Source organism: Streptomyces sp. NPDC021224, assembly GCF_044332905.1.
Lineage (GTDB): Bacteria > Actinomycetota > Actinomycetes > Streptomycetales > Streptomycetaceae > Actinacidiphila.
Window position 1 is genome coordinate 156590 of the sequence record NZ_JBIRPW010000014.1, and the last position, 20206, is coordinate 176795.

Annotated in this window: 14 protein-coding genes; 4 read left to right on the forward strand and 10 right to left on the reverse strand. The window is 76.3% G+C overall.

From position 1 onward, the window contains the following. Positions 1-147 precede the first annotated feature (147 nt). Positions 148-2532 carry a glycoside hydrolase family 44 protein gene (locus ACH4PY_RS28590; protein ID WP_398189002.1) on the reverse strand — a complete coding sequence of 795 codons (2385 nt, stop codon included), beginning with the start codon at positions 2530-2532 and terminating at the stop codon, positions 148-150. Positions 2533-2753: 221 nt separating this feature from the next. On the opposite strand from ACH4PY_RS28590, the gene ACH4PY_RS28595 reads away from it, so the two are divergent. Next, entirely contained in the window at positions 2754-3725 is a 972-nt protein-coding gene (locus ACH4PY_RS28595) for a TIGR03557 family F420-dependent LLM class oxidoreductase (RefSeq protein WP_398189005.1), read from the forward strand. A 4-nt stretch (positions 3726-3729) separates the two neighbouring features. Next, positions 3730-4221: a metallophosphoesterase family protein gene (locus ACH4PY_RS28600; RefSeq protein WP_398189008.1), complete on the forward strand. Its 492-nt coding sequence runs from the start codon at positions 3730-3732 to the stop codon at positions 4219-4221. A 63-nt stretch (positions 4222-4284) separates the two neighbouring features. On the opposite strand, the gene ACH4PY_RS28605 is transcribed toward ACH4PY_RS28600, so the two are convergent. The 6 genes from ACH4PY_RS28605 to ACH4PY_RS28630 all read right to left on the reverse strand — a co-directional run bounded on the left by ACH4PY_RS28605 (position 4285) and on the right by ACH4PY_RS28630 (position 10647). Then, positions 4285-4941, reverse strand: a complete 657-nt coding sequence (locus ACH4PY_RS28605) for a hypothetical protein (RefSeq protein ID WP_398189011.1) — start codon at positions 4939-4941, stop codon at positions 4285-4287. Between the two features lie 181 nt (positions 4942-5122). After that, complete coding sequence (locus ACH4PY_RS28610; protein WP_398189014.1) at positions 5123-5770, reverse strand: HD domain-containing protein; 648 nt, start codon at positions 5768-5770, stop codon at positions 5123-5125. Between the two features lie 119 nt (positions 5771-5889). Then, positions 5890-6873, reverse strand: a complete 984-nt coding sequence (locus ACH4PY_RS28615; RefSeq protein WP_398189017.1) for a GlxA family transcriptional regulator — start codon at positions 6871-6873, stop codon at positions 5890-5892. 80 nt (positions 6874-6953) lie between these two features. After that, a complete protein-coding gene (locus tag ACH4PY_RS28620) occupies positions 6954-8129 on the reverse strand; it encodes an MFS transporter (RefSeq protein ID WP_398189020.1) in 1176 nt (391 codons plus the stop codon). A gap of 189 nt (positions 8130-8318) precedes the next feature. After that, positions 8319-9440 carry a hypothetical protein gene (locus ACH4PY_RS28625; protein WP_398189023.1) on the reverse strand — a complete coding sequence of 374 codons (1122 nt, stop codon included), beginning with the start codon at positions 9438-9440 and terminating at the stop codon, positions 8319-8321. Next, complete coding sequence (locus ACH4PY_RS28630; RefSeq protein ID WP_398189026.1) at positions 9427-10647, reverse strand: LuxR C-terminal-related transcriptional regulator; 1221 nt, start codon at positions 10645-10647, stop codon at positions 9427-9429. The genes ACH4PY_RS28625 and ACH4PY_RS28630 overlap by 14 nt, the downstream gene beginning before the upstream one ends. Positions 10648-10836: 189 nt before the next feature. Between ACH4PY_RS28630 and ACH4PY_RS28635 the strand changes: the two genes are divergently transcribed. Further along, positions 10837-14889 carry a carboxypeptidase regulatory-like domain-containing protein gene (locus tag ACH4PY_RS28635; RefSeq protein WP_398189028.1) on the forward strand — a complete coding sequence of 1351 codons (4053 nt, stop codon included), beginning with the start codon at positions 10837-10839 and terminating at the stop codon, positions 14887-14889. 65 nt (positions 14890-14954) lie between these two features. On the opposite strand, the gene ACH4PY_RS28640 is transcribed toward ACH4PY_RS28635, so the two are convergent. Continuing rightward, complete coding sequence (locus tag ACH4PY_RS28640) at positions 14955-15395, reverse strand: hypothetical protein (RefSeq protein WP_398189031.1); 441 nt, start codon at positions 15393-15395, stop codon at positions 14955-14957. A gap of 392 nt (positions 15396-15787) precedes the next feature. Between ACH4PY_RS28640 and ACH4PY_RS28645 the strand changes: the two genes are divergently transcribed. Then, positions 15788-18208 (forward strand): ATP-binding protein, encoded by a 2421-nt coding sequence (locus ACH4PY_RS28645; RefSeq protein ID WP_398189033.1) that lies wholly within the window; start codon positions 15788-15790, stop codon positions 18206-18208. 39 nt (positions 18209-18247) lie between these two features. Here ACH4PY_RS28645 and ACH4PY_RS28650 read toward each other — a convergent pair whose 3' ends face one another. Next, entirely contained in the window at positions 18248-18892 is a 645-nt protein-coding gene (locus ACH4PY_RS28650) for a response regulator (protein ID WP_398189036.1), read from the reverse strand. After that, the gene (locus ACH4PY_RS28655) at positions 18889-20052 is read right to left on the reverse strand and encodes a sensor histidine kinase (protein ID WP_398189134.1); all 1164 of its coding nucleotides are present in this window, start codon (positions 20050-20052) and stop codon (positions 18889-18891) included. The genes ACH4PY_RS28650 and ACH4PY_RS28655 overlap by 4 nt, the downstream gene beginning before the upstream one ends. Positions 20053-20206: the final 154 nt, after the last annotated feature.

A 20206-nucleotide genomic window follows, 5' to 3' on the forward strand; every position in this document is an offset into this window, starting at 1 on the left:
AGGGCGGGAGGCCGGAGGCCTGCGGCACGGCGCTGCGGGGCTCAGCGCGGCCGTCACCCGTCCGGCCGCTCCCGGGGCGGGAACGGCCGGACGGGGCTGGGGCCGCCGCGCGGGCGAAATCGCGTCAGCGGGGTGCCGGCCCGGTGCTCAGTGCACGGCGTGCGCGCCGGGTGCGCGGCCGACAGCCGCCGGGACGGTCGCGTTCGCGGTGCCCGGCGCGGCGCCGCACTGCTTGCCGTTGAGGGTGAAGGTCTGCGGGGCCGGGTTGGCGCCGCTGTAGGAGCCGTTGAAGCCGATGGTGGTGGACGCGCCGGTGGCCAGTGCCGCGTTCCAGCCGGCGTCCTTGACGGTGACTGCGGCGCCGGACTGGGACCAGGTGCCGTTCCAGCCCTGGGTGACCTTCTGGTTGCCGGCGAAGGAGAAGCCGAGCTGCCAGCCGTTGAGCGGGGCGGCCTTGTTCGTCAGGGTGACGCTGCCGCCGAAGCCGCTTCCCCAGTCGGTCGTGACGGAGTAGGCGACGGTGCAGGTGGCGGCCGGGCCCGCGGCGGTGGTGACGGTCAGCGGGGGCGAGGGCGGGGAGCTGCGGCCCGCGGTGTCCTCGGCGACGACCCGGAAGGTGTAGGCGGTGGACGGGCTCAGCCCGGTGATCGTCGTACTCGTGGTCGCCGCGTCGACGGTCGCGACCGCGGGGGTGGTCGCGGGGTCGCCGGAGTAGACCCGGTAGGAGGCCACCGGTGCGGAGCCGGCGGCGGCCGGGGCCCAGGTCAGGGTCGCCCGGTCGGAGCCGACCGCGGAGGCGGCCGGGGTGCCGGGCGCGGACGGCGGGGTGGCGGTGGTGGATCCGGCCGGGATGACGTATTCGGTGATCGAGTACGCGGGGAAGGTCGCGCTGAAATGCCCGCCGGACAGCGGCTGGTCGGCGGGGTGCTGGATGGCGGTGGGGTCGTCCTGGCCGTAGCGGTAGACCTGCGCGGCGGCGGGCAGCGCGCTGCCGGAGGTCAGCGAGACCGGGGCGGTCAGGTCGCCGGTGGTCTTGTTGATCACGACGACGGTCGTCGCGTGGTCGCTGCCGCGCTCGGCGGCGTAGACCGACAGCTGGTCCTGGTCGGCGCTGCCGGAGGTGACGGCGGTGTCGCCGAAGGCACCGCCGGCGCCGTCGTAGTCGCGGAACATCCGGAAGGCGTACGCACCGGGGTCGGTGGCCTTCGGCGGCGACCACAGCGTGGCCAGGTCGAGGCCCTCGCGGCCGAAGATCCCGAGGACGTCCGCCTCGGCCAGGGCGCCGTCGACGTGGTCGAGCGCACCCCAGTTGTACTCGGATATGGCGACCTTCGTGCCGGGGTAGTTCTGGTCGACCAGCGAGCGCATCCGCGGGATGAACTGGATGGGCTGGTTGATCCAGCTCTCGTCGACGTACGACGGATCCCACAACTGCCGGGTGGAGCGCAGCCGCAGCGCCTGGGTGGCCGCGTCGTCGGTGCTGCCCAGCGCCACGCCCGTCTGCTGCGGGTAGATGTGCTCGTCGAAGTAGTCGAGGATGCGGGTGCCGTGGGCCTGCTGGTAGGCCTGCATCTGCTGGAGGTACCAGGTCGCGAAGGGCACCCCGCCGTGCGCCGCCTGGTCGGGCGGGTTGGACCAGCAGCTGCCGCCCTCCCGGTTGCAGACGTCCTGGTCGAGGCCGGAGTAGGTGAGGGAGTTGAAGCCCCAGCCGACCGGGCCGAGGGTCTGCGCGCCGGGGTCGGCGGCCTTGACGGCGGCCGCGGTGGCGTAGGTGCTGTCGCGCAGCTCGTCGTCGCTCGCCCCGGTGGGATGGACGTCCCGGTGGGTGGTGTGCCACAGGTCGGGTTCGTTGTCGAGGTCGTAGAAGCGCACCCCGCCCTGCCCGGCCGCGCCGTACGCGCTGTCCAGGTACTGCACCCAGCCCTTGGTGAAGTCGGCGCCGATGGGGACGCTGGTGTCGGCGGGGTCGTTGCCGGTGACCGGTGTGCCGTCGGTCCTGGTCCCGTTGCCGCAGTCGGGGCGCCACTGGGAGTCGCTGCCCTGCTGAGGGCCGTACGCGGCGATGCTGAAGCCGCAGGAACTGTCGCGTGCCGCGGGGGTCCAGCCGATCATCGGCACGGTCAGCAGGGTGTCGCTGCCGGTGCGCAGGTTCTGGTCGACGAACTGGTCCGCCTCGGAGCCGTCCGGCAGCGCGGCGGGGTCGTTGCCGGAGGCGACGTTCTCGAAGTACCAGTCGGAGCCGGTGTTGTGGGTGTCGAGTTTGTAGTTGTAGCGCGTGGTGGCGTTGCCGCCCCAGCGGTTCACCGGCAGCCGCAGCTCCTTGGCCAGGGCTTCGTCGGCGAAGTTCATGCCGTAGATGTGGGGGTCGATGGCGTGCCGGCCCGTGGTGGTGTCGATGCTGATCGCCGGGCCGGCTGCCGCGGCCGGTGCCGAACGCGGCGCGGCCGCCGCGCGGGCGGCGGGACCGGCGGGCACGGTGGCGACCACGGTGAGGACCAGCGCCGCGAGGGCGCTCTTGGATGCCGTACGCATTGTCTCCTTCTCCTGGCGTGGGGGGAACCGGCGCGCGTGGGGGAGCGCGGCCGGGTGAGCAGGGGCTGAAGGGACCGGTTTTTCGGGCCAGAGTATATGGGAGCGCTCCCATCACTGAAAGGGCGTCAGGCGGTCGCGGATGTCCGCCGTTCGGATGGTGGCGCGCCGCCCGGGGCGGGCGGCGCCGGGGGCGTACGGCCGCGGAGCGTGAGGATGGCCGCATGGAGATCGGCTACAAGCTCGCCGCGGAGGCCTTCGGCCCGCAGGAACTCGTCCGGCAGGCGGTGCGCGCGGAGGCCGCCGGGTTCGACTTCGTCGAGATGAGCGACCACTTCCACCCGTGGCTCGACGCGCAGGGGCACTCGCCCTTCGCCTGGACGGTGCTCGGGACGATCGCGGCCAGGACCGAGCGGATCGGGCTCGCGACCGGCGTGACCTGCCCGACCGTGCGCTACCACCCGGCGGTGATCGCGCAGGCCGCCGCCACGCTCGCGCTGCTGTGCGACGGCCGCTTCGTCCTCGGTGTCGGCGCGGGCGAGCGGCTCAACGAGCACGTCGTCGGGCCGGGTTTCCCCGAGTCGACGCAGGAGCGGCACGAGCGGCTGCGGGAGGCCCTGGAGATCATCCGGCTGCTCTGGCAGGGCGGCTACCGCTCCTACCAGGGGGCCCATCTGCGGCTGGAGGACGCGCGGATCTTCGACCTGCCGGAACGGCCGCCGCTCATCGCCGTGGCCGCCGGGGGCCCGCAGGCGGCGCGGCTCGCCGCCGAACTGGGCGACGGGCTGTTCGCCACCGACGAGGACCCCTCGCTCGTCGAGCACTACCGCGCCGCGGGCGGGTCCGGGCCCCGCTACGCCGAGGTGCCCGTCGCCTGGGCGCCGGACGAGCAGACCGCCGCGGAGGCGGCCCACGCGTCGTCCCGGTGGGCGCTGGCCGGATGGAAGGTGATGAGCGAACTGCCCAACCCGGTCAACTTCGAGGCCGCCACCACGACCGTGCGCACCGACGACATCCGCCGCACGTTCACCTGCGGCACCGACCCCGAACGCTACGCCGGGGCCGTCCGGCGCCACCTCGACGCCGGCTTCGACCGGATCGTCCTCCAGAACGCCGGACCCGACCCGGACGGCTTCCTCGACTTCTACGCCCGCGAACTCGACGGCCCGCTGCGCCGGTTGCGCCCGAACGGCTGAGCCCGTGCGCCTGCTGCTCATGTCCGACACGCACGTGCCCGCCCGGGCCCGGCGGCTCCCGGACGGACTCCTGGCCGCGGTCGACACCGCGGACGTCGTCCTGCACGCCGGGGACTGGGTGGACGAGGCCACCCTCGACGTCCTGGCGGACCGGGCCCGGCGGCTGGTGGCGGTGTACGGCAACAACGACGGACCCGGCCTGCGGGCGCGGCTGCCCGAGGTGGCCCGCGCGGACGTGGGCGGGGTGCGGTTCGCCGTGGTCCACGAGACGGGGGCCGCGCGGGGCCGCGAGGAGCGCTGCGCCCGCCGCTTCCCCGACACCGACGTGCTGGTCTTCGGCCACAGCCACATCCCCTGGGACACCACCGCGCCGGGCGGCCTGCGGCTGCTCAACCCGGGTTCCCCGACCGACCGCCGCCGCCAGCCCCACCGTACGTACCTGACCGCCCTCGCGACGGACGGCGAGCTGTCGGAGGTGACCCTCCACCGCCTGTGAAGGCGGCCCCGGACCGCCGCCCGCGCGGCGGCCGACGGTGGCCGGCCGCCGTGCGGGCCGGGCTCAGCCGTCGACCTCGTACTGGCCGACCGTGCGGAACTGGCGCAGGGCCTCGGGGCTGCCGTCGTCGAGGACCGCCTGGATCGCGGCGACCATGGCGTCGCTGATGTTCGGGTCGTTGAGCATGCGGACGATGTACAGCGCGTCGTCCTGGGCCTGGGCGAGACGGTAACCCGTCCAGCGGAAGTCGCTCAGGGCCTCGGCGGTGCCGGCGTCGAGGGCGTCGTCGGCGGCCTGCGCCACGTGCTTGTCGCCGTTCTGCCGGGCCACGGAAAGGATGCGGGCGATGGTGAAGGAGTCGTCCTCGGCCTGGGCGGTGCGGCAGCCCGTCAGGAAGAAGGCGCGCATGCCGTCCGCGGTGCCACCCAGGGCCGCACCGGCCTCGCGCAGGACGGCCCGGCCCGCGTTCGGGTCCGCGAGGACGTCCTGGAGTGCCGCCCGGAGCTGGTCCTCCGTCAGCTGGTCGACGGGCGTGCCGTCGGCGGAGGGATCGGCGGGGCAGGCCGTCGCGGGTGTGGGGGTGATGGGGGTGATCGGGGTGGCGGACGTGGCGAGCGGGGCCGGTGCGGGGGTGCCGGCGGCGAACGCCGGGGCGGTGAGGAGGAGAGCGGGCGTCAGTGCGGTCGCGGCGACCAGCAGCGCGGCGCGGGTCGGTCTCATGATGTGCCTCCGGTATTCCGTGGGTCCATCGGTGCGGTGGGTCCCCGAACCCGCCGCCTGCACCAGTGGCGGACGCACGTGCACCGGGTGGCGGTTCCTCACTTGTGCCCATCCCCGCAAGGGGACGCCACCCGTCCGGATCAGGGCGGACGCGGGGTGCGGGCCCGTCTCCGGCCCGAGGTCACTCCGGCCACGGGTTGTCGCGGATCAGGTCGACGAAGTCCGTGCGGTGGAAGGACGGGTCGAAGTGGGCCAGGACGTCGGCGTTCATCGTGCCGAAGGTGGTGTCGGGGCGCGCGGACATGCCGTCGTGGAAGGCCTTCAGGATGCGGTTCTTGAAATCGGGGCGCGGGTGGGCGGCGACGACCTCGGCGCGCTGCCGCTCGGTGATCTCCGCGAGGTCGAGGCCGAGGACGTCCGTCTCGACGCCGAGGGTCACGACGGCGACCTCGGGGGAGAGGTGGAGGGGGACCTCCGGGGTGGTGTGCAGGGCGATGGCCAGCCAGACGTCGCGGGCCTCGCGCGCGGAGCGGCCGTGGTCGAGCAGGAAGGCGCGGGCGGCCTCGGCGCCGTCGAGTTCGAAGCGGCGGTCCGTCGTGGCGTACGACGGGGTCAGGCCGAGATCGTGGAAGAGGCCGCCGACGTAAGCGAGTTCGGGATCGACCTCCAGGCCGCGCGCGGCCGCCTTGAGCGAGCCGAAGAGGTAGACGCGGCGCGAGTGGTGGAAGAGTGTCTCGTCGGCGGCCTCCCGGACGAGGGCGGTGGCCTCGCGGACCAGCTCGGTGTCGGGGACGGTGATCCCCGCGATCGTCTCCGTCGTCGATGGCATGAGCGCTCTCCCGGGTCGGTGCGGTGTGGACTGCCTCCAGCATTCCCGCAGGCCGGCGTGCCGGGCCCCGCCCGAACCGCCGTGCACCCCACAGATCCGGACCTCGCCCGTACCCGGTGTCAGGGCGCCTCGCCCGCGCCCCCGCCGCCCCGGGCGGTGGCGAACCGGGAGCGGTAGCCGCTCGGCGGGACACCCAGACGGGCGACGAAGACCCGGCGCATCGTCTCCGCGCTGCCGAAGCCCGCGGCGCGCGCGGCCTCCGCGACCCCGCGGCCCGCGTCGAGCAGCGCCTTCGCGTGGTCGAGACGCACCTGCTCGACGAACTTCGCCGGGGTCGTGTCCAGCTCCGCGGCGAACATCCGCGCCAGATGCCGCGTACTGACCCCGGCGCGGGCGGCCAGCGACGCCGCGGTGTGCTCCAGGCCGGGCTCCGCCGCGACGAGATCGACGACGGAGCGCAGCGCCGGTGTGCGCGGCGGGCGCACCTCCAGCGGCGCCGAGAACTGCGACTGGCCGCCGGGCCGCTGCATGAACACCACCAGGCCGCGGGCGACGCCCCGCGCCACGTCGGCGCCGTGGTCCTGCTCCACCAGCGCCAGGGCGAGGTCGATCCCGGCGGAGACACCCGCCGAGGTGACGACGCCGCCGTCCTCGACGAACAGCGCGTCGGGGCGGACCTCGACCCCGGGGTACGCGCGGGCGAGCAGCGCCGCGTGCCGCCAGTGGGTGGTGGCCCGCCGCCCGTCCAGGACACCGGCGGCCGCGAGGGCGAACGAGCCGGTGCAGATGGACACCAGGCGCCGGGCGCGGGGGTGCAGCGCGCGGATCGCCGCGGTCAGCCCCTCGGGCACGGGCCGGGTGACCAGCGCGTCGCCGCCCGCGACGACGACGGTGTCCGCCTCCGCGACGTCCGCCGCCGCTCCGTCGACGGGCAGGCGCAGCCCGACGGACGTCGTGACCGCCGCCCCGGACGGCGACGCGTAGCCGAGCGTGTAGCGGGCGCCGGACAGGTTGGCCTCGGCGAACACCTCGGCGGGGCCCGCCACGTCGAGCATCTTGACGCCGTCGAAGACGACGAACACGATGTGCCGCCTGCGTTCCATGACCCCGCTCGTCCTCTCCCGCACCCCGCACCCCGCACCCCGCGCTCGCCCGCCCGCGGCACCGGGCAAGCCTCCCACCCTCAGCGCCCCGCGGCCGTCACCGTGGCGCCGGTGTCCGCGGGGGCGGTCCCCGGTACGGGGCGGGGCTCCGGCAGCCGGGTCAGCAGGGCGACGGCGAGCAGGACGGGGAGCAGCGCGGCCAGGGTGCGGGTCAGACCGCCCAGTTCGGCGGCCCAGCCCACGGCCGCCGGGCCGAGCAGGACGCCCGCGTAGGTGAAGGTCGTGAAGCGGGAGACGGCGGTCGCCGCGCTCACCCCCTCCGTCCGGCCCACCGCGCTGAACGCCAGCGGCAGCAGCACCGACATCCCCGCGCCCATCACCGCGAACCCGGCGACGGCGGTGACGGGCTCGGCGGTCAGCACGGCGACGCCGAGCCCCGCGACGGCGACCAGCCCGCCGGTGCGGAAGACCGGCGCGGCGCCGTAGCGGGTGGCCAGCCGGTCGCCGACCACGCGGACGGCGGTCTGCCCCGCGGCGTACGCGGTGACGGCCGTCGCGGCGAGGCCGACCGGGACACCGCGGGCGTCGTGCAGGAAGATCGGCCCCCACCCGAGCGCGGCGCCCTCGCAGACCATCAGGGCCGTTCCGGTCAGCCCGAGCACGACGAATGCCGCGCTCCACCGCCCCGCGCGGCCCGCGTCCGGCCGGGCGACGTCCCCGCCCGGCCGGGCACGGTCGGCCGCGGCGGGCAGCAGCAGCCGGCCGAGCACGAGCCCGGCGGCGGCCAGTACCGCCGCCGCGCCCACGAAGTGCGCGGTCAGGCTCACCCCGGCCCGGGACAGCCCCGCCGTCGCCAGCGAGGCCACGACCGCGCTGACACTCCACGCGGCATGGCAGCCGCTCAGGATCCGCCGCCCGGTGCGCTGCTCCACGGCGGCGGCGTGCGCGTTCATGGCCGCGTCCGTCGTACCGTGCACGGCGCCGAGCGCGGTGTTCGCGGCCGCGAGCGCACCGAAGCCGCCCGACAGGCCGACCAGGGCCAGCAGCAGCGGCATGACGACGAGCGACACGCGCAGCACCGGCCTGCTCCCCACCCGGGCGACCAGCGGCCCGACGAACTGCATGGCCACGATCGCCGCCACCGCGAACAGCAGCCCCAGCACCCCCACCTGGCCGTCGCTCAGGTGGCGCTCGCTCTTCAGCGAGGCCTGCCGCGCGATCGACGTCGACAGCGTCAGCCCGTTGAGGAGGAACACGGCCGTCGCCGGCCACCTCCCGCTCCCGCCCGTCCCTGCCCCCTGCACGCGCCCCGCCATCCCGCGACCTCCGTCCGTCCCGCACCGACGACCCGGAAACCCGGGCCCGCAGCAACGACGAACGGGACGGCCGCACATCGACACCCGCGGGCGACGGGATGCCCCGGGCGGGGCCTCGCCCGCCGCCCGTCAGCCGGACGGCCGGGGACCGCCGGGCCGGTCCGGGGACGGGGGCGGAAGCGGGAGGCGGTGGAGGGCGAAGCGGGCGCCGGCCTGGAAGCGGGTGCGGGCGCCGAGGGTGTCCAGCAGGGCGGCGACCCGGCGCTGCACGGTGCGCTGGCTCACGCCGAGCTGCCGGGCGCTCGCCTTGTCCGTCAGACCCGCGAGCAGCAGTGACAGCAGCCTGGCGTCCTCCGCGACCGAGGCGGCGGGCGACGGTGTCCCGGGGGTCTCGCGTGGTTCGCCGGCCGCGAGAGGCAGCGGCAGGGCGCGGTCCCAGAGGCTCTCGAACAGCCCCGACAACGCGTCCAGCAGCATCGAGGGGTGCACGATGACGACGGCGTCCAGACCGCCGGGGCCCCCGCCGCTCTCCGGGTGGTGCAGCGGCACCACCGCGACCTGCGTGTCCACCAGGTACAGCCGCATCGGTACGGCGGGCAGCACGCGGATCCGCTGCCCCGCGGCGGCCAGCCGCTCGACGCCGCTCAGGGCGTCGGCCCGCTCCATCGCCGAACTCCCGTAGATCGCCCGGGAGACGACGCCGGGGCCGAGCAGCCGCAGATCCTCGGAGAGGGGGCCGGGGGGCCGCGGCGCGTCGTCCAGACAGCGGATCTGCTCGGCCGCCCGCCACTGCACCTGGGCCGTCCGCTGGAACACGGCGTCGCGCCCCGTGACGACCTCGACCACCACGTCGGGATCCGGTGCGACGGCCTGCTGCCGGTGGTAGCGGTCCGTCAGCTCGGCCAGGTGGTCGCGCGCCGCGCGCAACCGCGCCTCGTGCTCGGCGACGAGCCCGCCCAGGGCGAGCGCCGGGGGCACGGGCCGGTGGCGGGGGGAGGGCCCGGGGAGCCGGGTGGCCAGGCCCAGCGGCTCCAGCGCCACCAGCGTCGCGCCGAGGTCCTCGGGGCGGTCCCAGAAGGCGGTGAGCTCGGCGGCGGAGGCGGCCGGGTGGACGAGCAGCAGTTCGTACGCCGCCTCCTCGGCCGCACCGACACCCAGCGCCCGCAGTTGTCCTCCGGCCCCGTCGCCGGTGCCGCCGTCACCGGGGGAGGGGCGGCCGCCGGACCCGTAGCGGTCGTCAGCGGCCGGCACGGGCGGCACCTCCGGGAGTGGCGCCGTGCGGGCGGACGCCGGCGGCGCCGCGCGGTCCGCCGGGAGCGGTCGCGGGCGCGCCGAGGGCGGCGGCTTCCGCGGACGGGTGCGCCTCGTCGTCCGGTCGCAGCCAGCCGCGGCGCACCGCCTGGTAGCCGGCCTGGAAGCGCGAGGTCGCGTCCAGGCGGCGCATCAGGTCGGTCAGGTGGCGGCGCACCGTCTGCTTGTGCCAGCCGAGGTGCTCGGCGATGGCGTCCTCGGTGTGGCCGGCCGTGAGCAGTGTCAGCAGGGCGCGGTCCAGGAGGGAGGGCCCGTCGCGCGGCCCGTCCCCGCGGCCGGAGGCGAAGCGGAGCGGGAGCGCGCGCTCCCAGTAGGTCTCGAACAGCGCGGAGAGCCCGTCGTAGAGCACGGAGCCGTGCACGATCAGCCAGGCACCGCGCGCCGCCGCCTCACGCAGCGGCAGCATCGCCAGCGGCTCGTCGCTCAGCACCAGCTTGATGGGCACGTCGTCGACGACCCGGGCGATCTCGCCCGCGGCGGTGAAGTCGTCGAGGAAGGCGACCCCGCCGGGCAGGCCGAGGGCGCGCCGGTCGTAGATCGCGCGGTAGCGGATGCCGCGCCGCAGCTGCTCCAGCTCCAGTGGGTTGGCGTGGTGGTCGTTGATGTACGGCGGCGAGTCGAAGGCCCTGATCTCCTTGCGCGCGCCGCGCTGGAGACGGTCGTGCCAGCGGGTCACCGCCTCCGGGCCGTGGGCGATCTCGACCAGGTCGAGCGGGTCGGTGACGGTCGGGGGGCGGGCGGCCCGCGCGGTGAGCTCGGCCACCCGGCGCCGGGCGGCGGCCAGTTCGCGGTCCCGCGCGATGAGCGCCTCGTCCAGGGCCTCGCCCGGCGGGGCCACGACGTAGCGCGGCGGGTCCTCGGGGAGCCGGGCGAGCAGGCCCAGTTGTTCCAGCCGCCGCAGCCTGGCCCGTACGGCGGTGCCCGGTGCGGAACCGGCCCAGGGCGCCGCACCCGGCGCGGCGCCCGTGCCCGGGTCCTCCGTCCGCGCTGCCGTAGCCCCTTGCGTACCGGCGCCCGTGCCGGGGCCCGCCTGCGCCCGCGCGGCTTCCAGCAGCGGTCCCAGCTCGGCCTCGGTGACCGAGGGGCGGGCCAACAGCAGCTCGTAAAGAGCCTGTTCGGCGTCGGTCAGGCCGAGGACGGTGAGCATCCGCCGAGTCTGGCAGCAAATCCCGCTGTCGCAATAGCACTTTACGACAGTGGCGTAGAGCGCTCTTGACCTGCGTGATCACCGGCGAGAAGCATCGCTGCCGCGAGTCGACTCCGACTGCCCGGTTTCACACACCACAAGGATCCGACCGGCGGCGACCCCGGCCGCCCCGACCACATTGGTGGCAAGGTGCGCATTCCCTCCCCCTTCCGCGGCACGGCCGGTCCACCCGGCGGACGGCCCCGCCGGCGCCGCGCCGCAGGCGCCCTCGGCGTCCTCCTCGCGGCCGCACTCGCCGCGGCCGGCGCCGGCCCCCTCGGCACAGCCGAGGCCGTGGCGCAGCGGCCGGCGACCGCCGCGGGGACAGCCCCGGCGACGCCCCCCGCCCCCGACAGCGCGGGCAGGCCCTCCGGCACGACCGTCCACTCGTCCGCCGCCCCCGGTTCGCGTGCCCCCCGGCCCACCGGCGCGGTCACGTCCTCCTGCGCTGCCCCCCGGACGGCGGGTGTTGCCCGCTGCTTCGCCAAGCGCGTCGCCGGCACCGCCGCGGGCACGGGCGTCAAGGCGGCGGCCGCCGCCCCGAACGGCTACGGCCCCGCCGATCTGCTCAGCGCCTACGATCTCCCGGCGGGCGGCGGGCGCGGCGCGACCGTCGCGATCGTGGACGCCTTCGACGCCCCCACCGCGGAGGCCGATCTCGCCGTCTACCGGGCGCAGTTCGGTCTGCCCGCGCTCCAGCCGGGCCAGTTCACCAAGGTGGACCAGCGCGGTTCGCGCAACCACTACCCGGCCCCCGACGCGGGCTGGGCCACCGAGATCGCGCTCGACCTGGACATGGTGTCGGCGATCGCCCCCGAGGCGGACATCCTCCTGGTCGAGGCCGACTCCGCCGCCTTCGGGGACCTGGCCGCGGCCGTGGACGAGGCGGCGGCGCTCGGCGCCACGTACATCTCCAACAGCTACGGCGGCCCGGAGAACTCCACCGAGGCCGACCTCGCCACGGCCCACTACGACCACCCGGGCGTAGCCGTCGTCGCCAGCACCGGCGACGACGGCTACGGCGTGCAGTTCCCGGCAGCGGCACCCGCGGTCACCGCGGTGGGCGGCACCGCGCTCATCCGGGACGCCGGCTCCGCGCGCGGCTGGTCGGAGAAGGCCTGGTCGGGCGCGGGCTCCGGCTGCTCCGCGTACGTGCCCAAGCCGTCCTTCCAGACGGACGGCGGCTGCCCCCGGCGGGCCGTCGCGGACATCTCCGCCGTCGCCGACCCGCACACCGGCGTGGCGGTCTACGACACGTACGGCAGCAGCGGTGACGGCTGGGCGCAGTACGGCGGCACCAGCGTGGCGGCGCCCGTCGTCGCGGCCGTCTACGCGCTGGCCGGGCCGATAGCCAGCAACGCCCGGCCCAACACCTTCCCCTACGCGCGGACCGGCGACCTCAACGACGTCGTCTCCGGCTCCAACGGCTCGTGCACCACCGCCTACCTGTGCACGGCGGGCCCCGGCTACGACGGCCCCACCGGCCTCGGCACCCCGAACGGCACCGGCGCGCTCACCGGGAGCGCCTTCGGCACACTCGCGGGTACGGTCACCGACGCGGCTGGCACCCCGCTCGGCGGCGTGCGGGTGTCCGCGGCCGGCGCGGGCGCCGGCCGCACCACCACCCGGGGCGACGGGACGTACAGCCTCCCGCTGCCGGCCGGCGACTACACCGTCACCGCGACCGACTTCGGATGGACGTCCGCCTCGTACACCGCCACCGTGACCGAGGGAGTGACCACGACCGGCGACTTCACGCTCGCCCGCCGGACGATGGTCACGCTCCACGGCAAGGTCACGGACGCCTCGGGGCACGGCTGGCCGCTCGGCTCCACCATCGCCCTGGACGACGGGTCCGAGACGGCGCCCTTCGCCGGTGACTTCTACACCGGCGCCTACTCCGTGCGGGTCCCGGCGGACGGCAGCTACACACTGCACGTCAGCGCGGCGCTTCCCGGCTACGCCCCGCGCGACGTGCGGGTGGACGTCGGCTCCGGCGACACGGTGCGCGACATCGGACTCGACGCGCAGCTGCTCGCCTCCGACGGCTCCGCGCCCGGTTACACGCAGCGGACCCTGACCACCGCAACGGAGAAGTTCACCACCGACAGCGCCCCGGCCGGATGGAGCACCACCGGCGCACAGGGCGGGCCCTGGACCTTCCACCCGGCCGGCGGCCCGTCCACCTGGACGAACGACCCCACGCTCGGCTTCGCGTCCGCGATCTCCCGCGGCGACCGCGACGCCGTACTGCTGACCCCCGTGACCACGCAACCCGCGGACCGGGCCGTGCTGCTGTCCTTCCGCACCAACCAGGCGGGCGGCCGCGCGACCGTCGACTGGACCGCCGACGGCGGCGCGACCTGGCAGACCGTCTGGTCGGACGACGGGGAGGCCGCCGGGGAGCAGCACACCGTGATTCCCGCCGCCGGGCACGAGCGGCCGGTACAGATCCGATTCCGCTACACCAACACCGTCGTGGGCTGGTGGGACGTCGCCGACGTCTCCTTCGCCCAGGCGTGGCTGCGCCTCGACAAGGGCGGGCTGGTCGCCGGTGACGTGACCGGACAGCGGACCGGGCAGCCGCTCGCCGGGGTGGCCGTCGCCGTAGAAGGCACCACCGCGGGTGCGACCGCGGCCACCGGGACGCCCGCCGCGAGCGGCTCCAGCGCCTCCTACTGGCTGTTCTCCCCGGCCACCGGCCGCCGCACCGTCACCGGCTCGCTCACCTACTACGACCCGGCGCGCGTCACGGTGAAGCTCGCGCAGGACACGGTCACCCGGGTCGATCTCGCCCTGGCCAACGGCGACATCACCGTCCGCGGCGACCTGGACGCGACCGTGGGCCCGCACGGCACGGCCACCCGCAAGCTCACCCTCAGCAACACCGGGGACGGCCCCGCGACCGTCCGCATCGGCCAGTTCGCGGCGGACGGCCCCGCCGCGACCGCCGTGGCCGCCACCCGCGCCACCGGCGGGGCGGTGCCGCTGCGGCAGGGCACGGCGCAACTGCCCGCCCTGACCCTCGCGGCGGCGGTGAAGGCCGGCCACGGTGTCGGTACCACGCCGGTCGCCGCGCCCTACGGCAGCCGGGTGAGCCGGACGGCCACGCCCACCGCGACAGCGGCCACCGCACCGGCCTGGACCGGCGTGCCCGACCTCCCGGGCCCGTCCGTGCTGGGCGTCGCGGGCGCGTACCGGGGCGTCGTCTACGCGGGCCTCGGAGCCGGAGCGGAGGACGTCACCAACACCTTCTACGCCTACGACCCGGCCGCGGGCGCGTGGCAGCGGAAGGCCGACGCACCCCACCCCGTCGCCGAGGCGGGTTCGGGCTTCGTCGGCGGGAAGCTCTACGTCACCGGCGGCGTCGGACCGCTGCTCACCATCCAGCCCGCGACCCAGGTCTACGACCCGGCCACCGACACCTGGACGGAGGCGGCCCCCAGCCCGTACACCATCCTGGGCGCCACGGCGGTGCTGGGCAGCAGGATCTACACCGTGGGCGGCCTCACCACCGACGGACTCCATACGGCGACCGTCGCCGTCTACGACCCGGCGACCGACACCTGGAGCAAGGCCGCCGACTACCCCGAACCCGTCGTGGGCGTCCAGTGCGGCGCCGTCGGCGACCGGTTGTACTGCGCGGGCGGCGTCACCGCGGACTCCGCCACCACCGACGCCTTCGCCTACGACCCGGCGGCGAACCGCTGGCACCGGATCGCCGCGCTCCCCGTCGACGCCCAGGCCGCGGCGGTGGCCACGGCCAACGGAGAACTGGTCGTCGCCGGCGGCGTCGTCGACAACGGCCAGGACGCCGGCACCCGCGTCTTCGCCTACAACCCGGCCGCCGACTGGTGGGCCCAGCTGCCCGACCTGCCCTCGGCGCAGTACTACGCCGCCGGTGCCACCGGCTTCTACACGGTCGGCGGGGTCAGCGGGGACGGCTCCCCAGGCGGCTCCTCCCGTCTGACCGGCTACGACCGGCCCGCCCCCGTCCACCTGCCGTGGCTCGGGCTGAGCCGCAGCACCGTCACCGTCCCGGCGGGCCGCTCCGTCACGGTGACCGTCCGGCTCACCGGCGAGCGCCCCGGCACCTACGCGGGGTCGCTCGGCTTCGAGACCGACGCGCTCCACGGCGTCGCACCGCTGCCCGTCGCACTGACGGTCCGGGCTCCGCACGCCGGACACCCGGCCGGCCGCTGAGAAAACGGCCCGAGAACGTCTGCGGCCCGCTCCCGTACCCGGGGGCGGGCCGCAGCCGTACGCGCTCAGCTGTACGTCAGGCCGCTGACGGAGCAGTAGCGGACGAACGGGCCCGGGTACACGTACTCGTCCAGGCAGTAGCCGTTCGCGCTGATGGTGGAGGTGCCCGGGGTGATGGTGTAGCGGTTGCCCTCCCACATCGGGGTCTGCGGGTCGGTCTCGCAGAAACCGGTGTTGATCGCGAGGGAGCTCGCGCTCGCCGGGATCTGGACGGTGAAGTACTTGACGCCGCCGGACGCGTAGCTCGAACCGTCGGGGTAGTACCAGCCGGAGCCGTTGTCGACGCTCAGCCCGTACGGCAGCCCGTAGGAGCAGCTCAGGGCGAGGTTCAGGGTGCGCGTCGTCTCCGCCGAGGCGGACTGCGGCGCCGCGGCCGCGAGCAGCAGGGCGGCGGCGGTCGCCGACCCGAGCGCCACGAGCCGGGCGGCGGTGCTTCGTGTGTTCATGGGGACGTCCTGTCCTTCCGGGCGCGCGGCGGCGCCCTGGCGAGTGGGGGGTGCGGACGTGCGGCGCCCGCCCGCGGGCCGCCGTCACGCCCGCGCCGCCGGGCCTGACCCCGGCGCCGCGAACGGCGACCCGCCGCGCGGACGCGCCGCCCCATGGTGCCCGCGCGGCACGGAGGCGGCCGCGGCTTCCGTGCACGGCCGAAGACCGCCGAAGACCGGCGAACGGGGAGCGGCCCTCGGTGCGGGCGGGCGTCGGCGACGGGGCTACGGGCCCACCGGACCTGTGAAGGTCCGCGTACCGGCCCCGGCGGCGCCGCCCGGCGGTAAGCTGCCGCCCGCCCACGGTGTTCGGGCCCGCGCCCCGCGGGGAACGGGACGGGAGAGGACGTCGGATGAGGCAGCCCCCGCCGGACCCGGCCGGTCCGGTGGCCGAGGCCGCCGCGGCGGTCCGGACGCCGGACGAACTCGCCCTGCTGTTACGGGACCTGCGCCGCCGGCACGCGCGCAGCCGCCACGACAGCCCGCTGACCTACCGCGAGCTGGCCGCACGCACCGGGTGGTCGCAGACGGCGATCGCCGAGTACTTCACCGCCCGCACCCTGCCGCCCACCGACCGGCTCGACGGACTGCTCGAACTCCTCGGCGCCACACCGGCCGAACAGCGCGCCCTGGCCACCGCCCGGGACCGGGTCGAGGAGGCGGCCCGCCGGACGAGGAACGGCGGGCCGCCCCCGGTCGCCGCCGACACGGACCCGGCGCCGCGCCAACTGCCGCCCCCGCCCGCGCTCTTCACCGGACGGGCCCGCGAACTCGCTCTGCTGGACACCGCTCTCGGCGACGGCCCCGGCGGCATCTGCGCGATCGGCGGCATGGGCGGCATCGGCAAGACATGGCTCGCCCTGCACTGGGCGCACACCCGCCGTGACCGCTTCCCGGACGGCGAACTCCACGCGGACCTGCGCGGGTTCGACCCCACCGGGCAGCCCGTGGACCCGGCCGCCGCGGTCCGCGGCTTCCTCGCCGCGCTGGGCGTGGCACCGGCCGCCCTCCCCGCCGGGCCCGACGCGCAGGCCGCGCTCTACCGCGGCCTCACCGCGGAGCGCCGGATGCTCGTCCTGCTGGACAACGCGCCCGACACGGAGCACGTCGTCCCGCTGCTGCCCGGCGGCAGCGGATGCACCGTGCTGATCACCGGCCGACGACGGCTGACCGGCCTGATCACCGCCCACGGCGCCCGGCCCCTGGCCCTCGGCGAACTCCCCGCGCCCGACGCCTACGAGATGCTCGCCCGCCGCCTGGGCCGCGCCCGGCTGGACGCCGAGCCCGGCGCGGCGGCCGACCTCGTCACCTGCTGCGCGGGCCTGCCCCTCGCGCTCGGTATCGCCGCCGCCTGCGCCGCCACCCACCCCGGCCTGCCGCTCACGGCCCTGGCCGACGAACTGCGCGACGACACCCGCAGACTGGACGCCCTCGACGGCGGCGAGCCGCACGCCGACCTGCGGGCCGTACTGTCGTGGTCCGGGCGGGCCCTGTCGCGGGAGGCCGCCCACGCGTTCGCGCTGCTGGGCACCGCCCCCGGCCCGGACATCACGCCCGCCGCGGCCGCCCACCTGCTCGGCCTGCCGCCCGCCACGGCCCGCGCGCTGCTGCGCGAACTCGACCACGCCCACCTCGTCCGGCGGCACGCCCCCGAGCGCTACCGCATGCACGACCTGCTCCGCCTGCACGCCACCGAACTCGCCCGCACGCACGGCACCCCCGCGGAGCGGCGGGCGGCGATCCGCCGCCTGGTCGACCACCGCACGGAGGCCGCGAGCACGGCCGCCCGCTCCCTCGCCCCCCACCACCCCCCGCTCCCGCTGCCCGCCGCCCCCGCCCCCGACGGGCCGGTGCCAGGTGACCGGGCCTCCGGCCGTCCCGACCCCGAAGCGCCCCACGACCAGGCCTCGGCCATGGCGTGGTTCGACGCGGAGCACCCCAACCTCGTGGCCGCCCAGCAGGCGGCGCGCGCGCACGGGTGGGACGTCCAGGCCTGCCGGCTCGCGTGGGCGCTGGACCCCTACCACCGCAGCCGCGGGTACTACGCGGACCAGGCGGCGATGTGGCGGCTCGCCGCGCAGGCGGCGGAAGGACTCGGCGTGCCCGCCCTGCACGCCCGCGCCCACCAGATGCTCGGCGACGCGTGCGCCCTGCTCGGCCGGACCGGCGACGCCCTCCGCCACCTGGAACGCGCCCTGGCACTGACCGGGGGCGCCGGCGACGGCCCCGCCCGCGCCGAGATCCACCACAGCCTCGGCGGCGCCTGGGAGCGGCACGGCGACGACCGGCGCGCACTGGAACACGCCCTGCGGGCACTGGAGATCTTCCGGACCCTGGACGACACCTACCGCCAGGCCCGCGCCCTCAACGCCGTCGGCTGGCTCCGCACCCGCCTCGGCGACCACACCGAGGCCCGCGCCGACTGCCTGGCCGCCCTCGCACTGCTGCGCCGGCACCCCGCCGACCGCCGCCAGCTCGGCGAGTCCAGCACCCTCGACAGCCTCGGCTGCATCGCCCACCGGCGCGGCGAGCACGACCTCGCGGTCGCGTACTACGGCGAGGCGCTGGCCATCTGCCGCGCCCAGGGCCACAGCCACCTGGAGGCCGACGTCCTCCGCCACACCGCCGAGTCCCTCCTCGCCCGGCACCGCACGGACGAGGCCCGCGCCGCCCTGTCCCGCGCCCGCGCCCTCCTCACGTCCCAGCACCGCCTGTCCGACGCCGACCAGGTCGCACACGAGCTGGCCGTCCTCGACCGTACGGCCGACGGCTGACACATCCGCGCGGCTCCGAGCCGGGTCCGGGTCGCGGCGTCAGGGCAGCAGGCGCTGCTCCTTCGCCACCGCGACCGCCTCCGCGCGGGTGCTCACGCCGAGTTTGTCGTAGATGCGGCGCAGATGGGTCTTCACGGTGGTCTCGCCGATGAAGAGGGCGGCGGCGATGTCGCGGTTGGGGAGGCCGCGGGAGAGGTGGGTGAGGATGTCGCGTTCGCGGGGGGTGAGGGACGGGTGGGGATGGCGCATGCGGGCCATCACACGGTCGGCGACGGGAGCGGAGAGGGCGGGGCGGCCCTGCGCCGCGGCGCCGATCGCGGCGAACAGCTCCTCCGGGCGTTCGGCCTTGAGCAGGTAGCCGGTCGCGCCCGCCTCGATGGCGCGGGTGACGTCGGCGTCGGTGTCGTACGTGGTGAGGACGAGGACGTGCGGGCTGCCGGGTGCGGCGGTGAGGCGGCGCGTCGCGGTCACGCCGTCCATGCCGGGGCCGAGCTGGAGGTCCATCAGCACGACGTCGGGACGGTGCCGGGCCGCCTGCGCGAGCGCTTCCTCGCCGGTGCCCGCCTCCGCGACGACCTCGATGCCGGGCGCGCTGTCGAGCAGGGCCAGCAGCCCGGCCCGTACGACGGCGTGGTCGTCGCAGAGCAGGACCCGCACGGGCGGCGGCGGGGCAGTGGCGGTCACCGGGGCTCCTCCAGGGGGATCGCGGCGGTCAGGACGGTGCCCGCGCCGGGCGCCGAGTCGACGGTGAGGGTGCCGCCGAGCTGCCGCAGCCGGGCGCGGGCGGCGGGCAGGCCGTGGCCGCGTTCCCCGGCGGGGGCGGCCGGGAGCGCGGCGGGGTCGAAGCCGCGACCGTCGTCGGCGACGTCCAGCACCACCTGGTCGTCGAGGACGGTGAGGGTCAGCGTGGCCGTCGCGGCGCCCGCGTGCTCGCGGACGTTGGCCAGCGCGCCCTGCGCGATCCGCAGCAGCGCCGACTGCGCGCGTTCGGGCGGCGCGGCCCCGGTGTGGTCGTCGACGTGGACACGCACCGCGAGCCCGCCGCCGCTCTCCCGTTCGGCCAGCTCGCGCAGCGCCCGCGGCAGTCCGCCGCCCGCGGCGAGCCCGGCGGGGGCGAGGTCGCGGACGAAGCGGCGGGCCTCGGCGAGGCTGGTCTCGGCGATCGACGCGGCGGTGCGGACGTGGCCGCGCGCCTTGTCCGGCTCGGTGTCCCACGTGCGCTCGGCGGCCTGCAGCAGCATCCGCTGGCTGGACAGGCCCTGGGCGAGCGAGTCGTGGATCTCCATGGACAGCCGCTGCCGCTCGGCGAGGGTCCCGGCCCGCCGCTCGGTGGCGGCCAGTTCCCGGCGGGTACGGACCAGGTCGTCGATGAGCGTGCGCTGCCGGGCGTCCTGGCGCTGCATGAGGACGAAGACGGCGGTGGTGAAGGCGACGACGGCCGCGGGGCCGACCAGCAGGTCGAAGTCGAAGCGCGGTGCGAGGGCCAGCTGTGCGGCGGTCACCAGCACGGTGAGCAGCGCGACCAGCGCGAAGGCCGCCGCGCCCGGCAGGGTGCGCAGCGCCACGTAGACGAGCGGCACCGCCACCCACGCGAAGCTCGGCGCGAGCGTCACGAGCACCGCCCACACCACGACGACCGCGGCCAGCCACAGCAGCTGCCGCACCGGCGGCCAGGGCACCGGTACGCGGGGCAGCGCCCGCGGCATCCGGCGCACACCCGCCGCGTAGAGGACGGCGAGCAGCACGGCCAGCGCGACCACCGGCCACACCCGTGCCTCGCCGCCGTGCCGCTGCACGAACCGCGCCATGGACGCGGCGAGCAGCACGAAGAACGTCACGTGCATGACCGCCGCGAGCCGGCGCGCGTCCGCGGCGGCGGGCTCGTCGCTCGTGCGCACCCCGTACCGCCTTCCGCACCGGGCTGGGGCCCTTCCGGGCCCTCCGAACAGGACAAACACTTCCATGGTGGCGGGCCCCCGAGGCGGTCGGGGTCATCCG

Coding starts and splice junctions, on each gene's coding strand:
- ACH4PY_RS28590 (WP_398189002.1), bottom strand. CDS start 2,532: ATGCGTACGGCATCCAAGAGCGCCCTCGCGGCGCTGGTCCTCACCGTG.
- ACH4PY_RS28595 (WP_398189005.1), top strand. CDS start 2,754: ATGGAGATCGGCTACAAGCTCGCCGCGGAGGCCTTCGGCCCGCAGGAA.
- ACH4PY_RS28605 (WP_398189011.1), bottom strand. CDS start 4,941: ATGAGACCGACCCGCGCCGCGCTGCTGGTCGCCGCGACCGCACTGACG.
- ACH4PY_RS28610 (WP_398189014.1), bottom strand. CDS start 5,770: ATGCCATCGACGACGGAGACGATCGCGGGGATCACCGTCCCCGACACC.
- ACH4PY_RS28615 (WP_398189017.1), bottom strand. CDS start 6,873: ATGGAACGCAGGCGGCACATCGTGTTCGTCGTCTTCGACGGCGTCAAG.
- ACH4PY_RS28630 (WP_398189026.1), bottom strand. CDS start 10,647: ATGCTCACCGTCCTCGGCCTGACCGACGCCGAACAGGCTCTTTACGAG.
- ACH4PY_RS28640 (WP_398189031.1), bottom strand. CDS start 15,395: ATGAACACACGAAGCACCGCCGCCCGGCTCGTGGCGCTCGGGTCGGCG.
- ACH4PY_RS28645 (WP_398189033.1), top strand. CDS start 15,788: ATGAGGCAGCCCCCGCCGGACCCGGCCGGTCCGGTGGCCGAGGCCGCC.
- ACH4PY_RS28655 (WP_398189134.1), bottom strand. CDS start 20,052: ATGCACGTGACGTTCTTCGTGCTGCTCGCCGCGTCCATGGCGCGGTTC.